At 58.0% G+C, this 25,977-nt stretch carries 27 protein-coding genes and 1 pseudogene; 9 read left to right on the top strand and 19 right to left on the bottom strand.

Going from position 1 to position 25,977, the window contains the following annotated elements; genetic code table 11:
• Positions 1 to 30: 30 nt before the first annotated feature.
• Genes ELQ88_RS01350 through ELQ88_RS01335 form a run of 4 tightly spaced genes read left to right on the top strand, consistent with a single transcriptional unit; the run spans position 31 to position 2,900 of the window.
• Entirely contained in the window at positions 31 to 960 is a 930-nt protein-coding gene (locus ELQ88_RS01350) for a glyoxylate/hydroxypyruvate reductase A (RefSeq protein WP_138963142.1), read from the top strand.
• Between the two features lie 16 nt (positions 961 to 976).
• Positions 977 to 1,753, top strand: a complete 777-nt coding sequence (locus ELQ88_RS01345) for a glucose 1-dehydrogenase (RefSeq protein WP_138963140.1) — start codon at positions 977 to 979, stop codon at positions 1,751 to 1,753.
• 31 nt (positions 1,754 to 1,784) lie between these two features.
• Positions 1,785 to 2,156, top strand: coding sequence for a tautomerase family protein (locus tag ELQ88_RS01340; protein ID WP_138963138.1), 372 nt, complete (start codon positions 1,785 to 1,787; stop codon positions 2,154 to 2,156).
• Positions 2,157 to 2,201: 45 nt separating this feature from the next.
• Positions 2,202 to 2,900 carry an SDR family NAD(P)-dependent oxidoreductase gene (locus tag ELQ88_RS01335; RefSeq protein WP_138963136.1) on the top strand — a complete coding sequence of 233 codons (699 nt, stop codon included), beginning with the start codon at positions 2,202 to 2,204 and terminating at the stop codon, positions 2,898 to 2,900.
• A gap of 41 nt (positions 2,901 to 2,941) precedes the next feature.
• Here the strand turns inward: ELQ88_RS01335 and ELQ88_RS01330 are convergent, their stop codons facing one another.
• The 3 genes from ELQ88_RS01330 to ELQ88_RS01320 form a co-directional block, all read right to left on the bottom strand.
• A complete protein-coding gene (locus ELQ88_RS01330) occupies positions 2,942 to 4,174 on the bottom strand; it encodes a Coenzyme F420 hydrogenase/dehydrogenase, beta subunit C-terminal domain (protein ID WP_138963134.1) in 1,233 nt (410 codons plus the stop codon).
• Positions 4,175 to 4,246: 72 nt separating this feature from the next.
• Positions 4,247 to 5,494, bottom strand: coding sequence for a Xaa-Pro peptidase family protein (locus ELQ88_RS01325; protein WP_138963132.1), 1,248 nt, complete (start codon positions 5,492 to 5,494; stop codon positions 4,247 to 4,249).
• 105 nt (positions 5,495 to 5,599) lie between these two features.
• Positions 5,600 to 6,484 (bottom strand): hypothetical protein, encoded by an 885-nt coding sequence (locus ELQ88_RS01320; protein ID WP_138963130.1) that lies wholly within the window; start codon positions 6,482 to 6,484, stop codon positions 5,600 to 5,602.
• Positions 6,485 to 6,638: 154 nt separating this feature from the next.
• Between ELQ88_RS01320 and ELQ88_RS01315 the strand changes: the two genes are divergently transcribed.
• Together ELQ88_RS01315 and ELQ88_RS01310 are read left to right on the top strand one after the other, a co-directional pair.
• Positions 6,639 to 7,502, top strand: coding sequence for a LysR family transcriptional regulator (locus ELQ88_RS01315; RefSeq protein ID WP_138963128.1), 864 nt, complete (start codon positions 6,639 to 6,641; stop codon positions 7,500 to 7,502).
• Between the two features lie 294 nt (positions 7,503 to 7,796).
• Positions 7,797 to 8,555, top strand: coding sequence for a hypothetical protein (locus ELQ88_RS01310; protein WP_228761509.1), 759 nt, complete (start codon positions 7,797 to 7,799; stop codon positions 8,553 to 8,555).
• A 64-nt stretch (positions 8,556 to 8,619) separates the two neighbouring features.
• On the opposite strand, the gene ELQ88_RS01305 is transcribed toward ELQ88_RS01310, so the two are convergent.
• The gene (locus tag ELQ88_RS01305) at positions 8,620 to 9,294 is read right to left on the bottom strand and encodes a GntR family transcriptional regulator (protein ID WP_138963126.1); all 675 of its coding nucleotides are present in this window, start codon (positions 9,292 to 9,294) and stop codon (positions 8,620 to 8,622) included.
• A 164-nt stretch (positions 9,295 to 9,458) separates the two neighbouring features.
• Here ELQ88_RS01305 and ELQ88_RS01300 point away from each other — a divergent pair.
• Positions 9,459 to 9,738, top strand: a pseudogene (locus ELQ88_RS01300) (IS21 family transposase); the annotation flags it as partial.
• A 348-nt stretch (positions 9,739 to 10,086) separates the two neighbouring features.
• On the opposite strand, the gene tnpB reads toward ELQ88_RS01300, so the two are convergent.
• The 8 genes from tnpB to ELQ88_RS01255 all read right to left on the bottom strand — a co-directional run bounded on the left by tnpB (position 10,087) and on the right by ELQ88_RS01255 (position 15,409).
• On the bottom strand, positions 10,087 to 10,287 hold the full coding sequence (gene tnpB / locus ELQ88_RS01290) for an IS66 family insertion sequence element accessory protein TnpB (protein WP_138963124.1): 201 nt from the start codon (positions 10,285 to 10,287) through the stop codon (positions 10,087 to 10,089).
• Positions 10,284 to 10,607: a transposase gene (locus ELQ88_RS01285; protein WP_138963122.1), complete on the bottom strand. Its 324-nt coding sequence runs from the start codon at positions 10,605 to 10,607 to the stop codon at positions 10,284 to 10,286. The genes tnpB and ELQ88_RS01285 overlap by 4 nt, the downstream gene beginning before the upstream one ends.
• Before the next feature lie 341 nt (positions 10,608 to 10,948).
• The gene (locus ELQ88_RS01280; protein WP_138963120.1) at positions 10,949 to 11,287 is read right to left on the bottom strand and encodes a hypothetical protein; all 339 of its coding nucleotides are present in this window, start codon (positions 11,285 to 11,287) and stop codon (positions 10,949 to 10,951) included.
• A 17-nt stretch (positions 11,288 to 11,304) separates the two neighbouring features.
• Positions 11,305 to 12,090, bottom strand: coding sequence for a transporter substrate-binding domain-containing protein (locus ELQ88_RS01275; RefSeq protein WP_138963118.1), 786 nt, complete (start codon positions 12,088 to 12,090; stop codon positions 11,305 to 11,307).
• Positions 12,091 to 12,189: 99 nt separating this feature from the next.
• Positions 12,190 to 12,561, bottom strand: coding sequence for a RidA family protein (locus tag ELQ88_RS01270; RefSeq protein ID WP_138963116.1), 372 nt, complete (start codon positions 12,559 to 12,561; stop codon positions 12,190 to 12,192).
• Positions 12,558 to 13,964 carry an FAD-dependent oxidoreductase gene (locus tag ELQ88_RS01265; protein WP_138963114.1) on the bottom strand — a complete coding sequence of 469 codons (1,407 nt, stop codon included), beginning with the start codon at positions 13,962 to 13,964 and terminating at the stop codon, positions 12,558 to 12,560. The genes ELQ88_RS01270 and ELQ88_RS01265 overlap by 4 nt, the downstream gene beginning before the upstream one ends.
• Entirely contained in the window at positions 13,954 to 14,295 is a 342-nt protein-coding gene (locus ELQ88_RS01260) for a (2Fe-2S)-binding protein (RefSeq protein WP_138963112.1), read from the bottom strand. Before ELQ88_RS01260 ends, ELQ88_RS01265 begins: the two co-directional genes overlap by 11 nt.
• Entirely contained in the window at positions 14,285 to 15,409 is a 1,125-nt protein-coding gene (locus ELQ88_RS01255) for an FAD-dependent oxidoreductase (RefSeq protein ID WP_138963110.1), read from the bottom strand. The genes ELQ88_RS01260 and ELQ88_RS01255 overlap by 11 nt, the downstream gene beginning before the upstream one ends.
• 156 nt (positions 15,410 to 15,565) lie before the next feature.
• On the opposite strand from ELQ88_RS01255, the gene ELQ88_RS01250 reads away from it, so the two are divergent.
• Complete coding sequence (locus ELQ88_RS01250) at positions 15,566 to 16,456, top strand: LysR substrate-binding domain-containing protein (protein ID WP_138963108.1); 891 nt, start codon at positions 15,566 to 15,568, stop codon at positions 16,454 to 16,456.
• Between the two features lie 181 nt (positions 16,457 to 16,637).
• Here the strand turns inward: ELQ88_RS01250 and ELQ88_RS01245 are convergent, their stop codons facing one another.
• The 3 genes from ELQ88_RS01245 to ELQ88_RS01235 are packed head-to-tail and all read right to left on the bottom strand — an operon-like array spanning position 16,638 to position 20,519.
• Positions 16,638 to 17,762 (bottom strand): mandelate racemase/muconate lactonizing enzyme family protein, encoded by a 1,125-nt coding sequence (locus ELQ88_RS01245; protein ID WP_138963106.1) that lies wholly within the window; start codon positions 17,760 to 17,762, stop codon positions 16,638 to 16,640.
• Between the two features lie 13 nt (positions 17,763 to 17,775).
• On the bottom strand, positions 17,776 to 18,897 hold the full coding sequence (locus ELQ88_RS01240) for a mandelate racemase/muconate lactonizing enzyme family protein (RefSeq protein WP_138963104.1): 1,122 nt from the start codon (positions 18,895 to 18,897) through the stop codon (positions 17,776 to 17,778).
• Positions 18,894 to 20,519: a BCCT family transporter gene (locus ELQ88_RS01235; RefSeq protein ID WP_138963102.1), complete on the bottom strand. Its 1,626-nt coding sequence runs from the start codon at positions 20,517 to 20,519 to the stop codon at positions 18,894 to 18,896. Before ELQ88_RS01235 ends, ELQ88_RS01240 begins: the two co-directional genes overlap by 4 nt.
• Before the next feature lie 123 nt (positions 20,520 to 20,642).
• Here ELQ88_RS01235 and ELQ88_RS01230 point away from each other — a divergent pair, with 123 nt between their 5' ends.
• A complete protein-coding gene (locus ELQ88_RS01230) occupies positions 20,643 to 21,560 on the top strand; it encodes a LysR substrate-binding domain-containing protein (RefSeq protein WP_138963100.1) in 918 nt (305 codons plus the stop codon).
• A gap of 161 nt (positions 21,561 to 21,721) precedes the next feature.
• Here the strand turns inward: ELQ88_RS01230 and ELQ88_RS01225 are convergent, their stop codons facing one another.
• From ELQ88_RS01225 to ELQ88_RS01210, 4 genes are all read right to left on the bottom strand, one after another.
• Positions 21,722 to 22,411, bottom strand: a complete 690-nt coding sequence (locus tag ELQ88_RS01225; protein WP_138963356.1) for an IS6 family transposase — start codon at positions 22,409 to 22,411, stop codon at positions 21,722 to 21,724.
• Between the two features lie 244 nt (positions 22,412 to 22,655).
• Complete coding sequence (locus ELQ88_RS01220) at positions 22,656 to 22,922, bottom strand: hypothetical protein (protein ID WP_138963098.1); 267 nt, start codon at positions 22,920 to 22,922, stop codon at positions 22,656 to 22,658.
• 493 nt (positions 22,923 to 23,415) lie between these two features.
• Entirely contained in the window at positions 23,416 to 24,162 is a 747-nt protein-coding gene (locus ELQ88_RS01215) for a DUF3726 domain-containing protein (protein ID WP_138963096.1), read from the bottom strand.
• Positions 24,162 to 25,883 (bottom strand): hypothetical protein, encoded by a 1,722-nt coding sequence (locus ELQ88_RS01210; protein WP_138963094.1) that lies wholly within the window; start codon positions 25,881 to 25,883, stop codon positions 24,162 to 24,164. The genes ELQ88_RS01215 and ELQ88_RS01210 overlap by 1 nt, the downstream gene beginning before the upstream one ends.
• Positions 25,884 to 25,977 lie beyond the last annotated feature (94 nt).

Here is a 25,977-nt window from a genome sequence, read left to right as displayed (position 1 = left end):
CCACCCCATATTCCCTAGTGGAGGCCCCCCATGGCATTGCTGTTCAGTTACGCAGGCGCCGACCCCGAGTCCTGGCGCCGCGAATTCGCCAAGCATCTTCCTGAGCAGGACTTCCGAGTTTTCCCCGACGTCGGCGATCCGGCCGAGATCGACTTCGTGGCCCTGTGGATGCACCCCGTGGGCGATTTGCGCCATTACCCGAACCTCAAGGCGATTCTGTCCTTCGGTGCCGGCGTTGAGCACATCCTCCGCGACCCCGACCTGCCGCCGGGAGTACCGATCGTGCGCCTGGTGGATGACTTGGTGGTCAGGGACATGGCCATGCACGCGGTGCATTGGGTGATTCATTTTCACCGCAACTACCATCGCTACCAACAGGACCAGCCGCAGCGGCTCTGGCGCCGCCATCCGCACCTCGATCCCGCTGAGCGCCGCGTGGGTTTTCTCGGCATGGGTGCGATGGGCGCGGTGGCGGCGAAGTTCGTCCGCGACCTGGGTTTCTCGGTTTCCGGTTGGGGGCGTGATCCAGTCAAGGTCGAGGGCGTCGAGTTCTACCAGGGTGATGAGCGACTCGCCGAGTTTCTGCAACAGACCGATATCCTGATCAATGTGCTGCCGCTGACCCCGGCCACGGAAAATTTGCTGAATGCCGAGCGTTTCGCTCAACTGCCGGCCGGTGCCTGCGTGATCAACATTAGCCGTGGGCCGATCCTGGTCGAAGATGACCTGGTGGCGGCGTTGGACAGCGGCCACCTTGAGGCTGCCGCCCTGGACGTATTCCGCAGTGAGCCGCTTGCTGCGCACAGTCCGCTGTGGAGCCATCCCAAGGTCTTCGTCACCCCGCATATCGCCGGCATCAACTACGCCCACTCGGCGGCCAAGCTGATAGCCGACAACATCAAGCGGGTACAAGCGGGCGAGCTACCTTTCCCGATCTACGATCCAGTGCGCGGCTACTAAACACAGGAGGCTGGTGATGACGGGCAGGCTGGTGGGCAAGATCGCAATAGTCACCGGCGGTGGACGCGGCATCGGCCGCGCAATCGTCGAGCGCTTCGTCGTCGAAGGCGCCCAAGTGGTGGTGGCCGGGCGCAGCGAGCCCGATCCACCGTTCGCCGGCGGCGCCGGGAATCCGCTGTTCTGCCGCACGGATGTGGCCCGTGCCGCCGACGTGCAGGCGCTGATGGCCTTCGCGCTCGAGCGCTTCGGTCGCCTGGACGTACTAGTCAATAACGCCTCGGTGCAGCTGGAAAAACCCATCGGTGAGACCAGCGAAGCAGAGTGGGACTGGCTGATGGGCATTAACCTCAAGGGCGTGTTCCTCTGTGCCAAGGCAGCCTTGGCGCCCATGCGCCAGGCTGGCGGAGGGGTCATTCTCAATATTGGCTCCTACGACGGCTTCGCCGCCGATCCGGGCCTTGCTGCCTACTGCGCATCCAAGGGCGGTGTGCATGCCCTGAGTAAGTCCATCGCGGTGGATTACGGTCGCGAGGGCATTCGTTGCAACGCCATCTGTCCGGGCTGGATCCGCACCGACATGATGAGCGCCTACCTGCAGAGTCAGGCCGACCCGGCCGAGGCCGAAGGCGCGGTGATCGCCCAGCATCCGGTTGGTCGCCTCGGCGAGCCGCAGGACATCGCCAACCTGGCGACCTGGTTGGCCTCGGATGAGGCCTCTTTCGCCAGCGGCCAACTGTTCGTCTTGGACGGTGGCCTGACCGCTCATGCGCCCTACGTTCAGAGTCGCAACTAACACTTCAAATAACCATCGAGGAGCTATCCAAATGCCAACTATCCGAATCCAGGCCATCGCCCCACAGAGCTGCGATGTGAGTCAAATGCTGACCCGCTGCACGGCTGCCGCCGCCGATGCGCTGGGCATCCCGCAGAACTATTGCTGGGTGATTTTTCAAGCGGTTGCTCCAGGCACCTATGCCGAAGGCGACTGCGTCTGGGGCGAAGCCGATGCCGGCAAGGCGGCGCCACTGATCTCAATCACGGCCCTGGAGGGGCGTACGGCAGAGCTCAAGGCGAGGGTTCTGCAGGCCACCGCCAGCACGGTCGCGGAGTGCCTGGCAGTGCCGATCGAAAAGGTCTTTGCCGAGTACCGCGACATTCCCCAGGGTCATGCCTTCAGCGGCGGTAGCCTTTGCTGAGCGACCTACACCGGGCCAATCCCAGCTACCTAGAGGAGGTGATCCATGAGTAGTGAGCAAGCCGTAGCCGTGGTGGCCGGGGTCGGTCCCGGTCTGAGCGCCGCTCTATGCCGCAAGCTGGCCGCAGCAGGTTATGCCGTGGCCGGCCTGGCCCGGCACCGCGAGGTGGGTGAACGCCTCGCGCAGGAGATCGGCAGTGCCGGTGGCGTGATGCGGTTGTTCACCTGCGACCTGACCGACGAGGCAGAGTTGAGTCAGGCCTTCGAGGCCATTGAGCGCGATCTTGGTGTGCCCGACGTGCTGGTCTACACGGCGGGCGCCTTCCTCTGTCAATCCCTAATGGACACTCAGGCAGCCGACTTCGAAGCGCTCTGGCGGGTCAACTGTTTGGGGGCCTTCCTGTGCGCCCAGCAGGCGGTATCTCGGATGCAAAAAAGGGGCAAGGGAACCCTGATCTTTACTGGTGCCACCTCAGCGGTGAAGCCTGGAGCCAAGTTCGCCGCTTTTGGTTCGAGCAAATTCGCCCAGCGCGGTCTTGCTCAGTCGATGGCCCGGGAATTGGGACCCCAAGGTATTCATGTTGCACATGTGATCATCGATGGGGTGATCTGTGCGCAAGACGGGGATCAGGACAGCACCCTCAAGGCCGAGGCGGTGGCCGACAGCTATCTGCATCTGATCCAGCAGGATCGCTCGGCCTGGAGTTTCGAGTTTGATTTACGACCGGATGTCGAGCGCTTCTAAAGGAAATGCCGCCGATCGCCTAGACATATCGGCGGCAGTTGTTAGGCGGCGGGCTCTCGAGTCCTACCCAGACGTGAGCGCCTGAATGTGCCGATGCAATTTCGGATGTTGTAGATCAGGCCCGCGTGCCAGGCAAGGCGAACCAATCTGAGTCCCCGAAAACGCGGCAGCATCTGTCCGGCCAGCAGCATACCCAGCACCCGCGAGGCCACTGCCTGCTTTTTCCGCACTTGGTGGGGCTGAAACAGGTCCAGGTCGCGAAAGGTCATCGGTTGATCGAGGCAGACGGCGCTGGCCCGTTCGGCCTGCTCCAGTAGTTCTAGGCCCTTCGGCGTGCGGGCAATAAAGCCATTGAAACCGGCGTCTTCGCCCTGTGGCGAGCCGCCGGGCCACACATCGGAAACGGCGATGTCGGCTTGTTCGCCAATGGCGTCCGGGCAGATCTTGCAGCGTGACTGCAACTGCCAGCCGGCTTCGTCACCCCATACCTCGTTATAGGAGGCCTCGAAGGTTCTGCCGTCTTTGGTCTCGATCCGGGTTGGCCCGGGGTTGCCGTTGCCTCGGTAGCGCAGCAGGCCCACCTCCGGTTCCTCGAGCCCGAAGCGGGCAATGATATTGTGGGACAGCGTCAGCTCCGAGGCGCCGCCGCAAACCGGGCTGAGCAGATAGCGCGCAAATCGATCGACGCGCGGATCGGACCTGGCCAGATTACGCACCGCAGCCACATCGCAGGGTTTGCCGACGAAGGCGAATGGCCGCTCCTGATCGAGCAGCTGGCAGAAGTCAACCAGTGGCGCCGCTGGGCCGTAGCGCGAGCCGGCTCCTTGGAGCACCTGGCTGCGGTCGAAGCTCAGATGGCGCTCCGAGCGCATGGGCTGTTCGTTGGAAGCCGCCACATGGAGGATGAAGTCGACCTTGCCGCTCTCCAGCAGGTAGATGCACAACGCCGACAACGCGCCCCCCGTAGACGCCTTGAAACGTACTTGCGGATCGGCGGCGAAGCCTATGGCCAGTCGTGCGGCCTGGCCCCAGACCGGGTCGGAGGTGAAAGCTGGGCCGAAGTTGCGCTGGTCGAGTCCCTCGACACGGACGCCGGGGCAGACCGCGTAAATGCGCTCGGTGGTCTCGCTCGACAAGGGCTGAAGCAGAGAAGGGCGGAGCCGGCCTTCTCTGGTCATGGTCATCTTCAGTCTATTCGGGCCGGCAATGCTCTGACACAACCCACAGCCAATGCACAGGCCATTGCGAACGATGTCGTTCAGTTCGTGGGGCACGTTGGCTATCTCCTTTTGATAATTTGTCGAATGACGGCGCGCCTTGCAGGTGCAGTTTGCGCCTGCAAGGCCTTAAACCAGCAGGTCCTCTTCGAGTGGATAGCGTGACAGCACCTCGCAGCCGTTGGCAGTGACCAGTACCTGTTGCTCCAGCTTGACGCCCTCGTAACCGCCTTCGGCGCCCATGTAGCTTTCCACGCACAGGGTCATGTTCTCCTCGATCACCCCGTCGTAGCCGTGCTGTTCGAAATCCTGGGGATAGAAGATGCTCGGGTGTTCGTCGCACATGCCGATGCCGTGGGCGATGCAGGGGTAACGGTTGGCGACGAACTCGGCCGGCGGCCTGAAGGCTTTCTCCGACAGCTCGCGGTAGCTGACCCCGGGACGGATCAGCTCGAGGTTGTGACAGATCTCATCACGCGCCAATTGGTAGAGCCTGCGCTGGGAGGCAGAGGGCCTGCCAGGACCGCAATGGAAGGTGCGCGATACGTCGGCACAGTAGCCCAGTGGGCCAATCATGTCGGTGTCGAAGGCCACCAGTTCGCCGGGACGGATGATTCGCTCGCTGGCTTCCTGCAGCCAGGGGTTGGCCCGGTCGCCGGACGACAGCAGGCGGCAATCGATCCACTCGCCACCCATGGCGATATTGGTCTGGTGCAGGATCGACCACAGCTGCACTTCGGTCATGCCGGGAGTCAGCGCCTCGCGCATCCGCGAAATGCCGACTTCGGCCACGGTGATGGCGTGGTTCATGCCCAGCACCTCTTCCGGCGACTTGATCAGCCGCGCGGCTTCCACCAACTCCTGGGCATCGAAAATGTCATGGCCGGAATTGACCAGTGCCAGGGGAATGCGCGCATCGGTGCGTCCAATAGCCAGGCGCCGGTTGCCGCCGCCATGCTCGTGCATCAAGGAGGCGACCTCATCGATCCATTGCTTGACCCACTCCTGCTCCCGGCTACCGCCGAAGAAATAGTTGAGCTGCAGGGCAGGGCGGCATTCGTCGATGCTCTCCAGGCCCCGGGCGATGTGGAAAGAGGACGGCGATTCGTAAAGAATCACCGGCCCCTGCGCGGGGACGAACAGGTAACTGCAGGGGATGTGCATCTGGAACAGTGAGTAATTGCGAAAGCCGGTGGCGTAGCGAATGCTGATCGGGTCGAAGAGGAGGCAGGCGGCGTAGTCGCGCTTGATCAGTTGTTCGCGTATGCGACCGAGGCGGTAGGCGCGCAGGCGGCGCATGTCGATCTGCGCTTCGCAGTCGGTCAGGCGCATGACCGGAGAGGTATGGGCCAGGCGGACCATGTCGACGTTGCTCATGCTGGGACTCCAAACGAGTGCGGTGACGTGCTGGAGTGGTCGCCATGCACGGTCAAAAAAGGCGCCGACCGATGGCTCGGCAGGCGCCTAAAGGGAGCGATGGGGTCAGTCGAGCAGCTGATCCGGGCGCTGCGCTTCCCGCTCATAGTGAATCGGCTCGGCGCGACCATAGAATTGCTTGGCCCGCTCGGGGCGGTTGACGCTGTACGGGTCCAGCACATAGGTCGGCAGGGCGATGTAGCGCGTGCGGTGGCCCTCGATCTGGGTCACTCGGTGCATGGAGAAGCGGCCCTTGAAGATCTGCAGGTCGCCGGGCTGCAGATCCAGTTCATGAACTGGGCCGCGGTCGCCGTGCAGCACTTTGGTGACGGCCTCGAGGTTCTCGTTCTCCGGGCTGCGCAGGTCGGGGCAATACTCGAACATGCCACCTTTCTCGGCTCCCTGAACCAGGATGCTGACAGTGAACTCGTTGCCGTCGAAGTGCCAGGCGAACTCGTGCCCAGGTTCCATCACGCTGTAGGGGTTGCGACCCAGAGGGTCGGCCCATTGGTAGATCGGTGCCACGCCCAGGCAGTCGGAGACGAAGCGCAGCATCTCGTCGGAGTCGTAGGCGGCGCGCAGATCGGAGTCGACCTCAAGGATGTCGGAGTTGATGAAGCCGTTAGTGCGCTTGTTGAAGATGCGCTTGGGGTGGTCTTCCGGCAGCGAGGGGTCGTCCTTGGTCATGTAGGGGTTGTTGGAGTTCTCGGACCAGTAGGTTTGCGGCTTGAGCCGCTCGGCCTCGGCCAGCATGCGTGCGACCGATTCGGGGCGGATGAAGCCGCGCACGCAGCAGCAACCGACGGCATCGAGTTCGGCGCGGCATTGCTCGACTAATGCCTGGGTGACCGGGTCGGCAGGGTCATGGATAGGATAGCGATCGAGGTCGATGATCTGCTCCAGCGCGGGGCTTACGACAGGTTTTGCGAGGGGTTGTGCGACTTGAAGCATTGCAGTGTCTCCTGGCGAGAATCATTTGGGTTGCGGCGCGCTTGGCGCATGGCCGGATCATCTGCAAAATGCTTATATTAGGAAAACGATTTTATTCACTGTCAAGCATTTAAGAATTCGATTTGATTAGGAAAAGTCATTGAATATCAATCATATGAAAGCATTCCTAGAGGTTGCCATGAGTGGCGGTTTCCAATTGGCTGCCGATCGCCTACATATCACCCAGTCGACGGTGAGCGCGCGCATCAAGGTTTTGGAGACGCAACTGGGCCGGCAGTTATTCATACGCAAGCGCGAGGGCTGCGAGTTGACTGTGGCCGGGCGGCATTTCCATCGCTTCGCCCACGCGGCGGTGCGGGCCTGGGAGCAGGCGCGCCAGGAGGTGGCGCTGCCCGAGGAGCTCAATGCGGTGGTGACCCTGGGCGTGCAGATGAACCACTGGGAGCGGATCGCGCCTGCTTGGGTCGAGACCATGCAGGCGCGCGCGGCGGATGTCGGCACGCGGGTGGTGGCCGACTATTCGGAGAACCTGCTGGCCGACCTCAGCGACGGCCTGATCGACCTGGCGATGACCTATATCCCGCGCCAGCAGCCCGGCCTGGCTTGCGAGCTACTGATGGAGGACACTCTGGTGCTGGTCTCGACCACCCCGCGCAAGGTGAGCAAGCACTGGCAGCCGGACTACGTGTTCGTCGACTGGGGCGCCGAGTTCCGCGCGGCGCACAATCTTGCCTACCCGGAAACCCGCGCGCCACGCCTATCGGTGGGCCTGAGTATGATCGGCCTCGACTACGTCCTGAAACACGGTGGTTCGGGCTATTTCTCCGAGCGTACGGTGGCGCCGTTGCTCGAAGAGGGGCGGCTGCACCTGATCGAGAAGGCACCGACCTTCCAGCGGCCGGTCTACCTGCTCCATCCCAAGGAGCCCATCGATGCCGAGCTGCTGGATCTGGCCATAGGCGCGCTGAAGGACGTGGTGGCCATCGATATGCGCCAGGAGCGCAAGCAAGCCCACTGAGGAGGTTCTGAGCTGCCAGCCAGGGGGCTCAGTTCTGGATTTGCAGGAGAACTTGTCGCGGTAGTATTCGAGTTGAATTGAATAAATCGATGGATGGCCATTATATTTGTTTGATTGGTGTTTGAGGGGTTGTGATTATGCAGGCCGATGTACAACCCATTGGCTTATTGTAGGCCTCATGACATCAGCACCTGTGTCCACTACAGAGCAAACGGCGCTTGCGGATATCATTGACTTGGAGCGCTACCCGATTCATCAACCTGACAATCCCAAGACCCAGGCCCTGATCGGCCAGTGCCGGGCGCACTGGATGAGACGGGTTGTAGTGTGGTACCCGACTTCATCCGTCCCGAGGCCCTGGCGCGGATGCGGGCGGAGGCCTACCGCCTGCGGGAGCGGACTTTCTGGTCGATGCAGAGCCATAACCCCTACATGACCGCGGAAGACCTCTCGCTACCGGAAACACATCCCAAGCGTTTCTTCGAGCGGCGCACCAGTGGATTCATCAACACCGACATCCTCGAAACCAACTTGGACCTACGTGCCCTCTATGACTGGGATGCCATGACTCGCTTCGTCGGCGCCTGCGTCGGGGTCTGGCCGATCTACCAATGGGCCGATCCGCTGGCCCGTTGTCCGTACGCGATCATGGAGGATGGCCATTACTTTCCCTGGCACTTCGACGGCAGCGAATTTACCATCAGCGTGTCGGTCGAGCAGCCGGAGCAGGGCGGAGAGTTCGAGTACGTACTGAACATGCGCTCGGTCGAGGATGAGAGTTTCGAGGGGGTCAGACGTGTGCTCGACGGCGACCGCAGTCGGGTGCACAAGCTGATCTGGGAACCTGGTGCCCTGCAGCTATTCAAGGGCCGCTATTCGCTGCACCGCGTGACCCAGGTAGAAGGCAAGGGCGCGTGGATTACCGCATTACCCACCTATGTCCTAGACCCCGAGACCGTCAACCGGCCGGAGCGAGCGAAGCAGTTCTATGGGTATGCGATGCCCATCCACTATGAGCGCGAGGCCCTGCGTCCAGATCGCCTGACCGACTGACCCGCGGTAGACGTCACTCGTCAGTGGCCAAAGCCTTGGCGAGTGATATAGCTCTCTGGTTGGCTTACTTCTGGGTTTCCGTCTGGCGCAAACTGCTGATTAATGCATCGCCTTGGGTGGCATTGTGCTCCTTGGCCAACCGCTCGGCCGCATCAGCGTCACCCGACAATATGGCTTGCACTAGGGCCGCATGCCGATGGCCGATGTTCTTATAGTCCGAGAACTCAGAGTCACAGGAGGCGATAAACACGCGAATCTGCTGCTCGGTCAGTTTGTAGTGCTCTTGCAGACGTCGGTGACCGGAGAGGAAGACGATCAGCTTATGCAGTTCGAAGTCCGCATTAGCGATGTCCTTCGGGTCGCCGGCTTCGCAGGTTTGGCAAAGACGCTGGTAAGCCGCCTCGAGCTGCTTGCTTCCTTCTGGCTTGATGCATTCCGCCGCCAGGCGTGCGGCCAGGCCATCGAGCACGCGCCGCAGGTTGTGCAGTTCCCAGGCATCCTGGGCGTCGATGGCGATGACATGCCAGCCGGTGTAAGGGACTTGGGAAACCAAGCCCTCGTTGTGCAACTTTTGTAAGGCCGCGCGGATGGTGCCGCGAGATACCTGGAACTGCTCGGTGAGCTTCGCTTCGGTCAGGCGAGAGCCTGACTCCAGGATGCCCGAGACAATCATCTCGCGAAGAAAATTGGCTGTCTGCACATCAAAGCTTTGTTTTGAAATAGTACTACTTCCAAGCATGTTCTTTGCTCCAATCGCTAAGTGCTGCTTTAGGCAGAATCATCCCTAACGCAAAGGCAGATTATCGTATAATGGTTAACAATTGTCATGCCGTGCGTCGCGAAAGAGAAATTACATAGGTATTGCCTACGTTTTAGGCCAGCCAGAGTATGGCTGAGCGGACGCTCATGCGTCAGGAGCACCGAGCCGGCGAAAAGCTGTTTGTCGACTACGCCGGCCAGACCGAGCTGGTCATCAACCGACAGACTGGTGAAATCCGTCAGGCCCAGATATTCGTTGCCGTGCTAGGCGCGTCCAGCTACACCTTTGCCGAGGCACCTGGTCGCATCAACTGTCTGTCTGACTGACTCGGCTCGCACGCTCGATGCTTCGCTTTCTCGGTGGGAGATCGCAAATTCTCGTGCCGAACGATCTGCGCATCGGTTCGAGCCAGACATCAACCCCAAATCTCTGATCTTGCACCGGGCTAGAGGCCAATGGCTGCACGACGGCTCGAAAAGCATGGGCTGGATTTGGCGGATGCTGGACTGATCTACGATGCGCCGGACAAGATCACCCTGCGCTCGTCACGCCAAGACGAAGAACGCCTGATGGATGGATGTGGCCATGGTCAAGGTCATGGCGGTGGTCCTGGTATTGGTCTACGTTGAGCGAGGTCCGAATTTCCGAGCGATTTCTCTGCGCCGCACCTCGAAACAAGAGAGGAAACGCTATGCAGCCCTCTAGCAAGACTGATTGGGAACGTGTCCAACGAGAGGCCGCAAATGGCTGGCCAGTAAAACTTTCCTTGGTTCAATCGGCGAGCAGCCAGCCAGACCCAATCCCGTCATGCACTAGCACTTTCATACGAGTGGCGCGGCGGTTGGCGAACAGATAGGCGCAGTGCGGTTTCGCTGCACCGAACACTGCGATCACCCTGGCCAGCGCAGTCTCAGTGCCGGCACGCATGTCCATGGGCTCGGTGGCGAGCCAAATCGAGTCGATGCGAATCATCGTGTCAGGCCGCGAACAAACCGGGCAAACCCGACCGGGTCGAAAGCGGGCCACGTCACAGTCAGGGCCCCTTGCTCGTACGGGATCTCGATGCTGACCGATGTCCCCGGCGTTGCCTGAGCCGTGGGGGCTAGTTGTAAGGGCACAAAGGCCGGCAAATTGGCGACCGCATTATTACGCTTGTGCGGCAGCCATCTACGGACGACATTGGCATTGATCCCGTGCGTCAAGGCGCCACTGGAGACGGAGACACCAGGTTGCTCGCATTCCTGAACAACTTGGGCTTTGAGGGATTTTGAATAGGTATGTCGTTGGCGCATGCGGATCCTAGCGTTAAGGGTAATTGCGTCCGCTTAAAAAATTGTGGACGCTTTTGCCCTTATCGCTCTTGACCTGCTGGTTTGGTAGATGAGTTCGCCAGCCGCTTACTAATGGCCTGCCGTCAGGCAGGCCTTCATTTCATCGGGTAGGCCTAGTGAATCGATCTACGTAAAACACTGCGAACTGATTCATTGCGCTCTTCCAGTCTTGGACTGGCTTGCACCTTTTGTGGTGATATAGCACAGACCTAACGTGCAACCAGTAATAATCTTTGGGCGCGTCAGCCAAGGATCGAAAACCCCTTGCGTGCTACCATGCGCACAAGGACAAGTAGCCAAACTCAGCCTCTATTGGATCCTTGCAACGCAAGAGGTATCAATTCAGGAGGCCAGCTTCCGCCCTTGGCGAAGCCTTCCAGACAAAGTGTTAAGTCATGTTCTACCCAGCAAACAAACATCCCCCCTCTTTTTAATCGAGGGTGAGTAAACGACTTACTTACTTCTTTCGATGGTTGAATGCATTGCGACGGATTAAGGCATTTTATGATGGAAAAGAACCCGGCAATGGTAATCCTTCGCTCCTGCACCTTATAACGAAATGCTTGCGCCACCTCACCTTGCCTGCCGTCTGCATTGAACAGCTGGCTCAGTGCGAACTGCTCGACCTCATCAAGCTGCATGTTTCTCTCCGAGAGGTTCAGTTATTTCCTGAAATATCGTATTCGAAGTATTTTTTGCGAATGCGATCATAGGTCCCATCAGTTTTCAACTCTGCCAAGGCTTTATTCAGTTCACCCGCTAATGGATCGTTTTTACGCACGGCAATCCCTGCCCCCGTACCGAAGTAGTGTTCGTCGGTAAAGTTGTCTCCTAGCATGTGATAAACCGCCCCGCCGGGAGTTTTCAACAAACTTTCTTCAATGGCGACAGATCCTGCGAGGGAGGCATCGAGGCGTCCGGCCGCCAGATCAAGGAATACCTCATTCTGGCTGCCATATTTAATGATCTGTGCGCCAGCGGGTTCAAAAGTTTGCGTCGCATAGCGATCGAAATTGGTCGCCCGTTGCACGCCAATTCGTTTGCCGGCCAGATCGCTAGGAAGGGTGTTGATTCCACTGTCCTTGCGCGTAACGAGTTTGGCGGGCAAGCGATAATAACTGGTCGTGAAGTCAACGGATTTCAAACGCTCCTCGGTGATTGAAACCGAGGAAATCGCAGCATCAATCTTGCGTACTTTAAGTGAAGGAATAAGACCATCAAACTCGATCTCCACCCATTGGCACGTTGCTGCAATTTTCGCGCACAATGCCTGGCCAATGTCATAGTCAAAACCCACCAATTGGTTGTCAGGGGTTTTGTAGGCGAAGGGTGGATAGGCCGCTTCAACACCAATACGCAATGTTCTCTCGCTGGCTTGAGCCATACCGGTCATTGCCATCATTGCGGCAAACCCGAGGGTCTTTACATTTAATTTAAAGTGCATGTCTTTCTCTCGCTTTATTGTTTTGATGGGTGAGGCTATGCGAGTGCCGTCGATGCTGAACGACGGTACGGGTGCCAGGCTATATCGGTGAAGTGCTGACTATCGGTCCGTCACTAGCGACTGTGCAGCGACCACAATGAGTTCCAGCCGAATCTGTTCGTCGTCAAATACGACTTGTGCCGTCGCCCGGGCGGGAGTCTCGCTGGGAGGAAACCACTGGCTCCACACCTCATTCATGCAGTCAAAGTCAGCGACCATGTCTTTCATCCACAACTGTGCACTCAATATCCGCGAGCGACTGCTGCCTGCCTGCTCCAGCAGTCGCTCCAGTTGCGCCAACACCTGATGCGTCTGGCCACCAATGCCTTCGCTGCAATCAGCAGCGACAATGCCGCTGAGCCAGGCAACGCCGTTGTGGAGGACGACCCTGCTCAGTCGCGGATTACTTTCTATACGTTCGATCTCGTTCATACAGTCTCCTGGGGAAGCTGGGGGTGGGACTCGCCAGCCAACTGGCCGAGTGTTATGGGTTTGATGGGCGGGCGAATGTGGTAGTAGCCCACCTCCTCCGGAGACACCTGGCGCCGCTCGGCGATGACCTCGGTCACGCTCAGGCCGCATAACCGACCTTGACAGGGACCCATGCCACAACGACCAAACGCCTTGGTCTGGTTGGGGCCCAGACACCCCAGATCGACATGACGGCGCACTTCGCCAGCGCTGACCTCTTCACAGCGGCACAGCGTGACTTCATCGGCGGGGATGCGGGTTTCCTGGGGGGGGCGATACAGCGCATCAATCAGCGGTCGCGCAGCCAATTGTTGCCTTAACGCCCGCTGTAATGGCACCGCATAGCGCTCAAGCGCGCAGACATCGAGTCGTTGCAATTGCTCTGCGACCCGCAGCGCAGCGATCCTGCCCTCGGTTCGAGCGACGAGTGCACCGCCAATGCAGCCGCCGTCTCCTGCGATGAAAATTCCCGGTTGACTGGTTTCACCCCAGGTATCGCGGTCCGTGTTCCAGCAAATTTGCGAGGAGTTCCAATGATGTTCAAGGCGCAGCGCCCAACTGATCTGAGTATTGGGAACCACCCCTTGGTGGAGCAGGATCAGTTCAGACGCGATGCGCCGCTGCACGTTACGCTGCCGAAAACTGAGGGCACTGGCACGGTCAGTCCCCTCGATGCGCAGTTCTCGCGCACCTCGATAATGCCTGACGCCGGCACGCCGTAACACTGCTAACAAAGACATGCCCTTGAGCAGGTCGCGCCAACCGTGCAATGCGCCGGGAATACTTCGCCAGCTGCGCAAAACGTCACCGTGGCTTGAGGTGTCGACCAAAGCTGTCAGTTCAATGCCTGCCCGCAGGTACTGGACGGCCAACAGGTACAGCAAGGGTCCGCAACCGGCCAGCACCACTGGGCCTGCCGGTAGGAGCGCGGCGCTTTTGAGCAAGATCTGCCCCGCCCCCGCCGTCATGACGCCAGGCAACGTCCAGCCAGGAATGGGCATTGGCCGTTCAAAGGCGCCGGTAGCAATCAATAGCCGTTGGGCCTGTGCAACGTGCGCTTGACCGTCGACGAGGTAGTGCACCTGTTTGTCTTCAGTTACCCACCACACGGACGCGGCACTTATCCATTGCGCACCGCAAGTGATGAAGGCATCGGTCAACGCCAGGCCGGTCAGATAATCGCTACCGAGCAACTCCAGACGCGTGGCGTCAGTGCTGCGGATGTTGCGATAGATTTGCCCACCAGGTGATGGCTGCTCGTCCAGGACCAATACGGTCAGGCCATGTTGCCTGGCTTCCACGGCGGCACTCATGCCCGCGGGGCCGGCACCGACGATGAGTAGATCGAACAGTTCAGGCTTCATAATGATCACACACCATTTCAGCAGCACCGGCCAATGCGCGCGCGCCTTGTTGGCTGCGGACACTCATGCCGGCGCGGACGGTGACCAGGCACGCCTGGCAGTTGGGTACACCGTCAATTTCCACCAGACATTCGAAGCACACGCCCATCAAGCAATAGGGCGCACGAGGCTGGCCCGAGACCGGCGTGGTACGGATGCTTCTGACACCGCCGGCAAGCAACGCCGCTGCCAGGGAAACACCTTCCGGTACCGACAAAGGGCGACCATCAAATTCGATGATGTACCAAGGAACCTCGCAGGTTATCGGATGGAACAGGCTCTCAGCAGGCATGGGCGACCTCGCTCGACTGAATGAAACGCTGGAGGGAAAATGCCGACACCCTCGGCAAATCCTTTGCCCCGGCAATCCAGGGTGCCAGTGTCAACGCATGGGCGGCGGCCAGGGTCACGCCGCTATGGCACGACACCACAAAGCAGCCAGGCGCATTGGCCAGGTCCTCGTAAATCGGGGCGCCGTCCGGGCTCAGCACCCGCAACGATCCCCAAGCCCTGACCAGTCGGACATGCTCCAGTTGCGGAAAACACGTCACTGCGCGGCCGGCAATCTGTGACATCACCGACACGCTGGTGCGGTCATCGAAGCCCACCCGCTCGGCTGAGTCACCGAGCTGTACGGTTCCCTCATCTGTCTGGCGGACATACGTCGTGGGGTAGTGAAGAAATGGCTTGAGTCTTTCGGTAATCAAAATCTGCCCACGGCTAGGCTCCAGCGGAATATCTTGGCCAAGCAACGCACCAAGGGCTCGATTGCCGAGCCCTGCGGCTAAAACCAGCCGGTCGCTCGCCATGCGTTCAGACCCAGCCGTGATTTCAAATCCCGCAGCGCTTTGCCGAATGTCATCTACCTTCAATCCATTGAGCACCTTTACGCCACGTAGCCTGCACGCGGCATGCAGAGCATGAAGTAGCTTCAGCGGATTAACGTGGCCATCCATGGGCGAGTAACAGGCACCGACCACTCCAGATCCAATGCCGGGCAAGCGCTTGCGCAGTTCAGTGTGGTCCAGGACTTCAAATGAATAATCGCCGCCCTGAGCGGCCCGAATCTCATGCAACAGCCGCGCTTCGTCGGCCAGTTCCACCTCAGACAGGCAAAGTTGAAATCCACCGGGTTGCTTCAGATGTACATTAACGCCGGTTTCAGCCAGCAGCATGGCGGCCAATTGCGGCCAAAGCCTGACGGACGCTTGGGTCCACTGCGTATATGCGCTCATGCCATGGCCTTTGCCTTGCACCCAAAGCAATCCGAAGTTGCCGCGCGCTGCACGAAAGGCATTATCACCTTCGTCAACCACGATCACCTGAAGCCCGAGCAACGAAAGGCCGTAGGCGGTCGCCATCCCCGCCAGACCGCCGCCAATGACTATGAAATCAGTTTTTTGCATAGATCCTGCTTGATCAACTGCCAGACCACTCTGTACCGAGATAGTCAGCAAAGCTGAGACGTCGTCGAAGTTGCAATGATCCTATGACGCTGTAACACGGATGAAAAATGCTTTATTTTGCGGCGACCATGTCTTTTTGTTATAGGTCGATGTGCTATGAATCTTCGTCAATTAGAGGCTTTTAGAGCAGTGATACTTGGGCAGACCGTGACCCGTGCCGCCGAGATGCTACACATCTCGCAACCAGCAGCGACGCGCCTGATCGGAGCGCTTGAAGAGAACATCGGGTTCGCCTTGTTTGAGCGGATCAAGGGGCGCCTGCAACCAACACCCGAAGCCTTGGTACTTTACGAAGAGGTAGAGCGGTCTTTGCTGGGAGTCGAGCGCATCGCCCGCACGGCGCGTGAAATTATTGATCTCAAGCGCGGCTCACTTCAGATAGCCTGCGCTCCGGCGCTGGGATTGTCGTTTTTGCCGCGTGCCATCACTGCATTTCTCGAAGTGCATGAACACGCACAAATAACCTTGGTGGTCCAATCTTCCAGAGAAGTGGTGGACGCGATTGTGGGCGAGCGCTGCGATGTCGGATTTATTGCTCAACCCAACGCTTACCCTAGCCCGCGCGGCGAGAAAATTATTCAGTCATCTCTGCAATGCGCACTGCCGTTCGACCACCGACTGTGCGACAAGGTTATGATCGTCCCGCAGGACCTGGAGGGGGAGCGCTTCATTTCCTATCCGCATGCAGTCGCCTCGCGTCAACACATCGACTCCATCTTTGCCGCGTATGGGGTGGAGCGCAGGATGAACCTGGAAACCCAGCTCTCGATGCCGATGTGCAAGTTCGTGGAACTGGGGGCGGGCGTTGCCTTGGTCGATCCCATCAGCGCACTTGAATACAAGGGTGAAAAAGTCATTTTTCGCCCTTTCGAACCCACCATCGAAATGGACTTCAGCATGTTAGTACCGCAGCAGAAAAAGCCCTCAAAGTTCCACGAAAGCTTCCTTCAACACATCAGGGCGTTTGTTGCACGCGAGGTGATGTGATGTTAACGAACATCAGATTCTCATCAACTCGGACTAAGGCATGCTGGTTCGGGACAACCAGTCATCCAACGAAACGTTAAATCCGGGCCTTCCATGGCCCTGATGCAATCCGTTGAAAATGGTCCTTATCTCCGAAACTAGCTAAGGACAGACGCCTTGGGCGACTGACCTCGACGCCCGACTAGCGGCTGACGCTCAACCGGATATCGGCACAGTGCTGTATCTTGTCCCAATCGATCTGCAGCCCCAACCCTGCGTAACCTGGCGCCATAACTTCCCCTTGCGGGGTCGTGCGAATCGGGTTGGCTACAGCGAATTCAAACAGCTCGAACTCGCAGGCCTGCTCAAAGTAACTGCATACCGGTTGACCCAGCATCAGATGCAGGTTTGCAGCCTGCGCCAATGAATGGCCCCAGCTCTGCAACTCGACCTTGATCCCGTTCGTGGCAGCGTGGTGAATGATCTTCAGCGCTGGCGTAATGCCGCCGCAGGTCATGACATCGACACGCACCCGACTCCAGCACTGTTGTTGAGCCGCAAAGGCGACCAGTCGGTAATCAGTGATCGCATTGCCCGCCGCCAGCACCGGCACGTCCAACCTCGCGCTCAACTGCCGATACCCCGCCAGATCGTAATCATCCAGCGGTGCTTCAAACCAGGCATACTCCAGTTCGCTCAACACCCGCCCGACTTTGAGCGCCGCATCCAGGTCATAGCGTTGCTCTACATCGAGCATCAGCGCCAGCCGCTTGTCAGCATGAGCGCGCTGCACCTGCTCCACCATGTGCAGATCGCGCGCGGGATCACACCAGCAATGAAACTTGATCGCGCGAAAACCTTGTTCGGCCAGTTGCTGCACCGTCTCGACATAGGCGTGCGATGTCGCCAGCACCGGCGTGCTGGCGTAAGCGTCGATTCGATCGCGGTAGCCCCCGAGCAATTTGAATAACGGCTGCCCGGCGGCCTGTGCAGCGATATCCCATAGCGCCACATCGATCAGCGCCTGGGCCTGCGCCGAACGCGCGTAGGCCTTGGGTTGAAAGTGTGACCACAGCCCTTCGCGCTCCAGCGCCGAACGCCCCAACAAGTCGGGGATCATGTCGCGCAGGGTTTCGGCGAGGACCGCGTCCGCGTGATGCGTGGTGTACGAGTCAGTCGCGGCAGCGCCGACGATCCCGTCCCGAGTACTAATGCGAATAAACGTGTGCGTGGTGCAAGGCTCCGGCTGCTCCGGAGTCCAGGTCGATCCGCGGACTTGTGGCGCGCAGGCAAACACTTCAACCCGGTTTATGATCAGGTCTTTCATTTGTGTTCTCCTCTCACGACCGAACGCGATAGCGCTCAATCATGGCTTCGTCCAGCACTACACCAAGGCCCGGGGTTTCCGGCACGGCGACATGACCCTCTTCAAGTGGCAGCAAATTTGTCACCAGGCCACGAAACAATGGGCTATCGCTTTGCGAATACTCGATCAACTCACCGAACTCGCTGGCTGCAAGAAAGTGCACGGTCGCCGCAAGCAAAATTCCAGTGCTGAAACCGTGCGGCACCAATTGTGCGCCGTGCAGTTGCGCCAGCTCGTAGATGTGCCGCATTTCGCTGATGCCGCCACAACGGGTAATGTCGGGCTGAATAATCGATGGCCGAGAAGCCTCCAGAAAGTGTCGGAATTCATGTCGCGTGGCCAGGCCTTCTCCCCCCGAAACGCGCAGGCCGGAACGCTCGGCGAGATACGCTAAACCTTTCGTATCGTCCGAAGGCAGCGGCTCTTCGATCCAGTTCAGATTGAACGCTCGCAGTGCGTCACATTGCGCCAACGCATGCGGGTAGTTACGCCAACGCCCAACAAGGTCGATCTGCAACTGCACCTGGTCACCGATTTCCTCACGCACTACCCGCAGCAGCTCTTTGTCTTTTTGCAGGTCGTCGCCAAACCCGGCACCGCCCAGCTTGATGCTGCGCAAGCCCTGGGCCAGCAAACCGCGCACCAGTTCACGGTTGCCGGCCTCGTCGGGACGCGGGATGAACGTGCCATAGGCGCTGATGCGCGCACGGTATTTGCCACCCAGCAAGGTGTGGACCGGCACGCCATAATGCTGACCGGCGATGTCCCACAAGGCGATGTCCAACGCGCTGATGGCATGAATGGCGGCGCCGCGCCGGCCCATGTATTCGGAGTGGCGGTACATTTTTTTCCACAACCGATCGATTTCCAGCGGGTTTTCCCCGATCAGAATATCGCGTAACCCCTGACAGGTTTCATGCGACGCCGGGGTTTCGATCAAGGCTTTGACGACGGCTGGAGAGCTGTCGGTTTCTCCGATGCCGACCAGCCCACTGTCGGTGTAGATGCGTACGATCAACGCATCCTCTCCCCACTCACACGTTTGGTCGAGCGCCGGGACGCGCAACCAGATAGCCTCTACATCAACTATTTTCATTGCTGGACTTCCAGATTTTTCGAGGCGCCGTGTCGGACCACGAAACGGGCTTCATTTGCCTCGGCCGTGCTCATCCCTGCCAGACGTGCCGACTGTTCTTCAATCAAATGCGCAGGCATCGCCGCATAGTCTTCACGCAGCCACTTCAGCAGCCCCCAGATTTTCACCATCAAGATAAAAATGAACGGAATGGCAGTGAGAATGACGGCCGTTTTCAGTGTATTGAGTGATGCGTTGATGTAGAGCATTGCCAGCGGCAACACTGCCAGCAGCAGGCACCAGAAGAGTCGCAAAGTAGGCGATGGATCTTGCCCTTCACGCAGGTTGCGGGTACTGGTCGCCGCCACGGTATACGCCACCGCATCAAGGTGCGAAGCGAGGAATACCAACATCAGCAGAAAGTAAACCGCAGACAGCACTTTACCGAATGGCAGGCTGGTCAACAGCATCGATACCGCCGCTTCACCACCGGCGCCACTGAGCATGGCCGGCGCATCAACCACGCCGGTGATGAATTGATGAATGGCGAAACTCTGCAGGCTGCCAAAGAAGAACCAGCAGCCACCGCAACCACCCAAAATCATCGCCATCACGACTTCTTTGATCGTACGACCCTTGGAAACCCGTGTGACAAAGATCGCGACACCCGGCGCGTAAGTAATCCAGTACAACCAGTAGAACACGGTCCAGCCGCGCGAAAATTCGCCATCCCCGGTCGGGTCGGTGAACAAGCTCATGTGGATGAAGTTTTGCAGCGTCAGGCCAATGGCGTTGGCGATGTTGTTGACGCTGAAAAGCGTCGGACCGAGGATCAGCACAATCAAGGCAAAGAGCATGGTCATGCCACACGCCAGCTTCGCCAAACGCTGCATACCGGAGCTGATGCCGATATAGGAGCTGAGCGAAAACACCACCGTCACCAGAATCACCAAAAACGCCTTGAGCATGAAGCCGTCGGCAATACCGGTCAGGTCAGACAAACCTTTGGCGACCGTGGACGTCGTCAGGGTAGTCGTCAGCACCAGACCGCCGAAGGTCGCAAACAGGAAGATGAGGTCGATGACTCGCCCTACAGGGCCATGCGCTTTGAAGCCGGTAATTGACTCGACAATACCCGCCAGGCTCAAACCTTTGTTCTTGCGGACATGAAAGTGATAAGCCATCGCCAGCGAAGCAATGCCGTAAATTGCCCACGGGGTCACACCCCAGTGAAAGAACGAGTAAGCAATGCTCATTTCTAACGCTTGCTTGCTCGCAGTGGCAATATTCAGGCCAGGCGTGAGGTAGTAATACGCCCACTCCATGAATGCCCAATACATGGTCGCCGAACCGAGTCCTGCGCAGATGAACATGAAGATCCAGCTGCTGTTCTTGTACTCTGGCTTGCCCTCGCCCAGGCGGATATTGCCGTATTTGCTGAAGCCCAAGCCGACGATCAATACCACGCAGGCGAAGCCAAGCAACTGCACGAGTGTGCCGAACGTGGTAGTCGCAGAGGTGAAAAGCTGATCAGCCAAGACCTTGGCCTGATCGGGAAACATCATCAAGCCGATGACAGTCAGTGATATCACCACGATGCTAGTAAAGATCAGGGTCAGATCTTTTTCGGTGTTTTGCTGCATATTGATTCCCAACTGTTGTAATTATTGGATTGGCCCCTTTATTGGCGGGTGCTGCGAGTAATGTAATCTGGCGGCCTGCGACGAGAGAATCGCGATTTGGTAATGGTCTAATAACGAAACCTTATGAATAAATACACAGAATCTTTCGCCTCGACACGACTGCCGCACATGACCTTGCTGCTTGCCTTCAAAACCGTTGCCGAGCAAGGCAGCTTCACCCGCGCAGCGACAGTGCTGCATTTGTCGCAGTCGGCCGTCAGCCAGCAAGTGGTCAAACTTGAAGAAGCGTTGGGCGTGGCATTGTTTGCGCGCTCCACCCGCACCGTCACGCTGACCAAGGCTGGCGCAGGCTTGCTAAGCGATATCGGCACGCCGTTTGATCAGCTTGTGGCAGCCTTTGAAAAATGCGCCCGCCAACTCGCCCCCCAGGTGCTGCACATTGAAGCGGAGCCCGTGATGAGTGCGTTCTGGCTGACACCACGGTTGAAACACTTCACTCAACGCTTTCCAGAGCTGCGCATCCAGCAATTACTAACGACTCAACGCGTCGAGTTTCCGGATCAAGTAGAGCTGGCGATCAAATGGGGGTCGGCCGAATGGCCGGGGTTTGAGGCCGAATACCTGATGAGTCTGAACTACGTACCGATGTGTTCTCCATCCCTGCTTGAGGGGCCTAACGCCATTCGCGCTCCCGCCGATCTGGCGCGCCAGGCTTTATTGCACGACCGGCATCAGCGCGACTGGGAAAGCTGGCAGAAATTGTACCCAACCGTCGATCTACAGGTTAGCAGTGGGCACGTCGTCACCGACTCCCACGTCCTGGCACAACTCGCGATCGAAGGTCATGGGGTTGCGTTGTGTGCGATTGAGTTGACGGAACGGGCAGTAAGCAATGGCGAACTGGTTATTCCATTCCCCGACATGATCATGCCGCACCAACTCGCTTATTACCTACTGACTCAACCGCAAAAAGGTGTCAGCGAGATAACCCGGCAGTTCATTGAGTGGCTCAAGGAAGAAACAGGCGGCCACTCAACATGACGCCTGCGGTCTGGACAGATATAGGCCTCTCACTCGTCGGTAAAGAACTTGGCTCGTCACCAAAACGTGGAGCCCTAGTGTTGTGAGTTAGAAGTTCGCAGACAAAATCTGGTTCTGTCGCATTAACGACGATAGGCTGCCAAAAATCGGCAGTCTGTTGTTTAGGCGGCCAGAAGATAAAACTGTTCGGCAGGTGACAGCCCTTCACCTTGCGGATGTTGAAGCTGCCCTTTGCGGATCATCTGTATCAATTCAATGCCTGCCAGTAACGTTTGTGCTCGACGAAATGACTTGAATCCCAACATCGGTCGTATTCGTCTTTTGATGTTGCGGTGATCCTGCTCAACTAAGTTGTTCAGGTATTTGTTTTGCCGAACGGTGATCCCTTCAGCTTGGTCGGCATTGAGCACCGCCAGGGCAGCGGTATTGGCACCACTTTTGTCGATGGTCACGACCTCAGGCTTGCCACACTGGCGGATGGCTTTGCGGAAAAAACGCAATGCTGCGTTGGCATCCCGGTTAGCGGTCAACAGAAAATCGATGGTCTGGCCATCAGTGTCCACGGCGCGGTACAGGTACTTCCAGTGGCCGCGGATTTTGATGTAGGTCTCATCCATTCGCCAGCGGCGTCCCACGGGACGCTGGTATCGACGCAAGACCGTATTCAGCACGGGAGCCAGCCTAATAACCCAGCGATGCAGCGTGGAATGATCAACGACAATGCCGCGCTCCGCCATCATCTCTTCAATGTTACGCAGGCTCAGGGCGTAAGCCAGATACCAGCGAACACACTGGGCGATAACAGCAACGGGATAATGGAGGCGTTTGAAGGCTTTTCGGATCAGCGACATCTGAGACAGTGGCTTCATGGAAAACAACAGGTTACCTCTCACGGGCTTAGTGCGACAGAACCGTTTTAAGCGGGCCCAAGGGTTGCGCTGAATCGGACCGCCTCGGCGGGCAGGGGGGATGCATCCGTAGCGCAGGCCCTGGGGGCGCGCCCTCACGCTGATTTGGCGCAGTGAGCGATCCCATGGGGCAGGGGGGGCGCGCCTTTCCCTTGGCGGGACCAGGGACCAGGCTACGCTTGACGTTTTAGTGGCTTGCCGATTTGCACTGTTGGGCTTCTACCTCTGCATACACTTGAAGTCTATGATGCTCGTGCCTGAGGCGAAAGGAGAGATATTCGTCCAGCGCTTCTGGCGTGCGGTACTCATGCTTCATAAGCGACTCACTCAAAAAGTTGAACCGCGTTGATTCCTCGAGCGTAAGGCCAACAAAAACTTCGTTGCCCTGACTGTCTTTGCTAAGAGCTCGTAATTTCCTGAGATATGCCCGCTGCATGTCCGTAAGTACCAGCATTTAGATCCTCCTGTGGACTGTTACTAGGGGTTCGGGGAGCAATGGAACTGAAAACCAACGTAAGCCGAAATAGAGTTCGTTTCACTCGTCAGCGACTGCGAATAAAAGAACTTTGATTCGTGAGACGGGTTTATTGCACTGATTTTCGGGTGTTGGTGGCCTTTCCTCGCGATAGCGGAAACGGTTCTATAAAATGGTCGTTTTTCGAAACTATCCCCACGTTGCAAGGGTTTGCGGGGCAGCGACTGAGCTTAAGTGCACTTTCAGTTCCATTGCTCCCCGAACCCCTATTACCCCCTTTGAACAAGCGGATGGCGACACCGCTCACTCTGGCACCGCGATACGCTTATGGGAGGGGGCGTCCATCCTATTGCTTACTCTCATCATGGCGCTGGGCATACCCCAGATAGACGCCGAATAGATTTAAGCAAACCACTTCATCCACTAATCAATATTGCAAAAATGGAAGTAACCATAGATTTTCGGGGTGGCCTTAGGCTCCCGCACCGCTTCTCGATTGCTCAGAGTTCTCAACCAGCACGGCCTCGGCGAGATGATTGAGGTGCTGCCAAAGCTCAATCGAGATATCCATACCCTCTTCTATTGCGCGATCTCCAGCACGGGCGAACTGCTCCGGGCTGACCTGGCGCAAACCCTGACGTTTACTGCTGGTATCACGCAGTTGGCCTTGCAGGTCGATGCGGGTATTTAGCAGAAGCGTCAGGGTCTGAGTGTCGGAGGGTGCGCCATATTCTTCCAGCAGGGCTTCGCTGTAACTGGGATAGGCGGAGCCTGCCGAAATACAGGCGACGTGTTCGCTGGCCGGGGCTTTTCCATTTTGCCAGTAAGCCATTGCGCTGATGCCGTGTTTTGCACAATCAACCAGTAGTTTGAGGACAAACTTACGGTTGTGGCAGTTACGGATTTTAACGTTGACGCATCCTTGTTCAAGCGCCTTGTTCTGCGCGAGTTCAACAATGCTGGGTAGGCAATTCAGAGCGCTTCGACCGTGGCACTCAAATATCAGAGCCTGGCTTTCCTCCACCAGTAACTGTAAGGCAGGGCGTTGGCTGTCCGCCACATAAGGCAGCGCGCGCTGCAGTTCGGCAAATCCTTGTTCGCCATGGACTTGCAGCCATTTGACCAATACTGCGGCGTCCTCATAATAACCGACGGGGTAGCTCATTCCTTCGAAGACGCGCTTGAGCAGGGACGTTAATTCGTTCGATGAAATAAACATCAGCGAGTCTCCGGGGTCGGGGCCAGTGGCAGGAACCAGTCGTCTTCAAATGGTTTGCCGATGTCTTCAAGTAACGGTGCACCCTGGAACATCGTGTTGCGCACCCAGAGACGTGAGCGCGGGTCGAATTTACTGACCCCAAAGAACGCCAGTTTGCAACGCAGCAGGTGCATGGGCAGTACGTTGCGATCCAACAGGTTGGCTTGAATTTCACCGTAGTGGGTTTTTGCCATGCTCTGGATGCGCCGTATAATGCCTCGTTGCTGGGGGTGAAGCAGCAGAAAGCTGGCCACGCACTGGGTCGAATGCACGTCGACCTGCGTATTAAGCAAGCGATAACACTGCTGAGCCAGGTAGCCAATGCCAAGTGGCATCTGCTTTTCCCTGCCGCTTTCCAAGTCGCAGTTACCCAGACGAGGTTCCTGTTTCTCTTCGGAGCGGTACCAGAAGGTTTCAGTGGCTCCGTCGGCATCAAAGTCGATGGCCAGCGCCCAGGCGTAGTGCCGCTCAATTAAGGCACGCAGCTCGCCGATGGCCATTTCCGGCTGCAACTCAAGCGACTCCACCAGCGAGAGACGATCTTCCAGTTCGTCGACCAGATCGGGATAGAGCTCCAGCAGGATGCAGTTGAGCAGCTCTTGTGCCTGCAAACTGAGCGATTGTCCGGCCCATGACGAAAGCTGATCCCAACTTTGCAGGCGCTGACTGGCAAGCCAGTCTTGCAACCTGGCCAGGTCTTCGCACACCGTTTGATTGTTCTGCGTCTGCCACTGGTCTTCAGTGACGGTCTCCGTCAGGTGACGAATGCCACGGTCAATCAGCGTCGACAAGTGTGCGAGACGCTCTTCGGTTATTTGACGCATGCCATGTACACGAGCCAGTGCCAATTCACGCATCTCCACCCAACGGCTGATCAACTGGGGGTGGTTGATCAGATACGGCGCCATGCCGAGACCTGTGGAATTACCAATACCAAAATAGCGTTTGAGGGCAGGCTGCAATGCAACGGCTGTCTCGGGCGCACGTTGTCGGGCGATATGTTCGGCTTGCTGCAGGCTGAAGTTGCGTAACATGAAGCAGTTGAACATCTCGGCTGCAAAGGGGCGCGAAAAGTCAGGGTGCTTCTTGCTGACTTTTTCCCAGTCGGCCATCCCGAGCTTGCCGCTGCCATAAACTGCAGTGGTGCGATAAAGGTAGCCAACGTGCGCAATCTGCTTGACCTCTGGCTGGCGACCCTCACTCAGTGCTGATACCACCATGTCAAAGTTGCGCATGCTGCGGTTAGCACGTGAGAGCACCATGACTTTTGAATCCAAGCGCCCCGCCTCTTGAAGCGGCACATTGCGACGTAGAAACTCGACATAGGCATCGTCAACCTCGCCTTCGCACAGCGCCATGGTCAGGTCCCATTCGGTAGCGATGACCCGGTCATTACGACTTTCCGGCGCCAGATACTGGGAGAACAGTACAAAGCTGAAGAGATCCTGGTTGGTTTGCACGCGGTAGATCACAGTGCCGTAGCCATCAGCATCCAGATCGAAACGACGTGGCTGTATTTGCCAGCCTTCGCGCATGATCTTGCGGACAAGGCTGCGCATGAAGCTCAGACGACTTTGATGCAGGCTGCCAAGTCGTTCCAGGTCCATGACCACATTGGCCGGACGCATGCTCAAGATTGGGGTTTGCTCTTGGGCAGAATCAATGCTCGAAAGGGTATTCATTTCGTGTCCTCTTGTGGCGGACGCCGCAGTGATCGAGCAAACCGTTAAGAGGAGTGCCTGGTGCGGAGAATTGTTTTTATCTGTTGGCGATGGT

It is taken from the genome of Pseudomonas sp. MPC6 (assembly GCF_006094435.1).
Taxonomy (GTDB): domain Bacteria; phylum Pseudomonadota; class Gammaproteobacteria; order Pseudomonadales; family Pseudomonadaceae; genus Aquipseudomonas.
This window is presented reverse-complemented; position numbering and strand designations above follow the sequence as displayed.

What these genes read in the sequence shown, in the direction of transcription:
- ELQ88_RS01350 (WP_138963142.1), top strand. Translation starts at nt 31, where the DNA reads ATGGCATTGCTGTTCAGTTACGCAGGCGCCGACCCCGAGTCCTGGCGC.
- ELQ88_RS01345 (WP_138963140.1), top strand. Translation starts at nt 977, where the DNA reads ATGACGGGCAGGCTGGTGGGCAAGATCGCAATAGTCACCGGCGGTGGA.
- ELQ88_RS01340 (WP_138963138.1), top strand. Translation starts at nt 1,785, where the DNA reads ATGCCAACTATCCGAATCCAGGCCATCGCCCCACAGAGCTGCGATGTG.
- ELQ88_RS01335 (WP_138963136.1), top strand. Translation starts at nt 2,202, where the DNA reads ATGAGTAGTGAGCAAGCCGTAGCCGTGGTGGCCGGGGTCGGTCCCGGT.
- ELQ88_RS01325 (WP_138963132.1), bottom strand. Translation starts at nt 5,494, where the DNA reads ATGAGCAACGTCGACATGGTCCGCCTGGCCCATACCTCTCCGGTCATG.
- ELQ88_RS01320 (WP_138963130.1), bottom strand. Translation starts at nt 6,484, where the DNA reads ATGCTTCAAGTCGCACAACCCCTCGCAAAACCTGTCGTAAGCCCCGCG.
- ELQ88_RS01315 (WP_138963128.1), top strand. Translation starts at nt 6,639, where the DNA reads ATGAAAGCATTCCTAGAGGTTGCCATGAGTGGCGGTTTCCAATTGGCT.
- ELQ88_RS01305 (WP_138963126.1), bottom strand. Translation starts at nt 9,294, where the DNA reads ATGCTTGGAAGTAGTACTATTTCAAAACAAAGCTTTGATGTGCAGACA.
- tnpB (WP_138963124.1), bottom strand. Translation starts at nt 10,287, where the DNA reads ATGATTCGCATCGACTCGATTTGGCTCGCCACCGAGCCCATGGACATG.
- ELQ88_RS01285 (WP_138963122.1), bottom strand. Translation starts at nt 10,607, where the DNA reads ATGCGCCAACGACATACCTATTCAAAATCCCTCAAAGCCCAAGTTGTT.
- ELQ88_RS01280 (WP_138963120.1), bottom strand. Translation starts at nt 11,287, where the DNA reads ATGCAGCTTGATGAGGTCGAGCAGTTCGCACTGAGCCAGCTGTTCAAT.
- ELQ88_RS01275 (WP_138963118.1), bottom strand. Translation starts at nt 12,090, where the DNA reads ATGCACTTTAAATTAAATGTAAAGACCCTCGGGTTTGCCGCAATGATG.
- ELQ88_RS01270 (WP_138963116.1), bottom strand. Translation starts at nt 12,561, where the DNA reads ATGAACGAGATCGAACGTATAGAAAGTAATCCGCGACTGAGCAGGGTC.
- ELQ88_RS01265 (WP_138963114.1), bottom strand. Translation starts at nt 13,964, where the DNA reads ATGAAGCCTGAACTGTTCGATCTACTCATCGTCGGTGCCGGCCCCGCG.
- ELQ88_RS01260 (WP_138963112.1), bottom strand. Translation starts at nt 14,295, where the DNA reads ATGCCTGCTGAGAGCCTGTTCCATCCGATAACCTGCGAGGTTCCTTGG.
- ELQ88_RS01255 (WP_138963110.1), bottom strand. Translation starts at nt 15,409, where the DNA reads ATGCAAAAAACTGATTTCATAGTCATTGGCGGCGGTCTGGCGGGGATG.
- ELQ88_RS01250 (WP_138963108.1), top strand. Translation starts at nt 15,566, where the DNA reads ATGAATCTTCGTCAATTAGAGGCTTTTAGAGCAGTGATACTTGGGCAG.
- ELQ88_RS01245 (WP_138963106.1), bottom strand. Translation starts at nt 17,762, where the DNA reads ATGAAAGACCTGATCATAAACCGGGTTGAAGTGTTTGCCTGCGCGCCA.
- ELQ88_RS01240 (WP_138963104.1), bottom strand. Translation starts at nt 18,897, where the DNA reads ATGAAAATAGTTGATGTAGAGGCTATCTGGTTGCGCGTCCCGGCGCTC.
- ELQ88_RS01235 (WP_138963102.1), bottom strand. Translation starts at nt 20,519, where the DNA reads ATGCAGCAAAACACCGAAAAAGATCTGACCCTGATCTTTACTAGCATC.
- ELQ88_RS01230 (WP_138963100.1), top strand. Translation starts at nt 20,643, where the DNA reads ATGAATAAATACACAGAATCTTTCGCCTCGACACGACTGCCGCACATG.
- ELQ88_RS01225 (WP_138963356.1), bottom strand. Translation starts at nt 22,411, where the DNA reads ATGTCGCTGATCCGAAAAGCCTTCAAACGCCTCCATTATCCCGTTGCT.
- ELQ88_RS01220 (WP_138963098.1), bottom strand. Translation starts at nt 22,922, where the DNA reads ATGCTGGTACTTACGGACATGCAGCGGGCATATCTCAGGAAATTACGA.
- ELQ88_RS01215 (WP_138963096.1), bottom strand. Translation starts at nt 24,162, where the DNA reads ATGTTTATTTCATCGAACGAATTAACGTCCCTGCTCAAGCGCGTCTTC.
- ELQ88_RS01210 (WP_138963094.1), bottom strand. Translation starts at nt 25,883, where the DNA reads ATGAATACCCTTTCGAGCATTGATTCTGCCCAAGAGCAAACCCCAATC.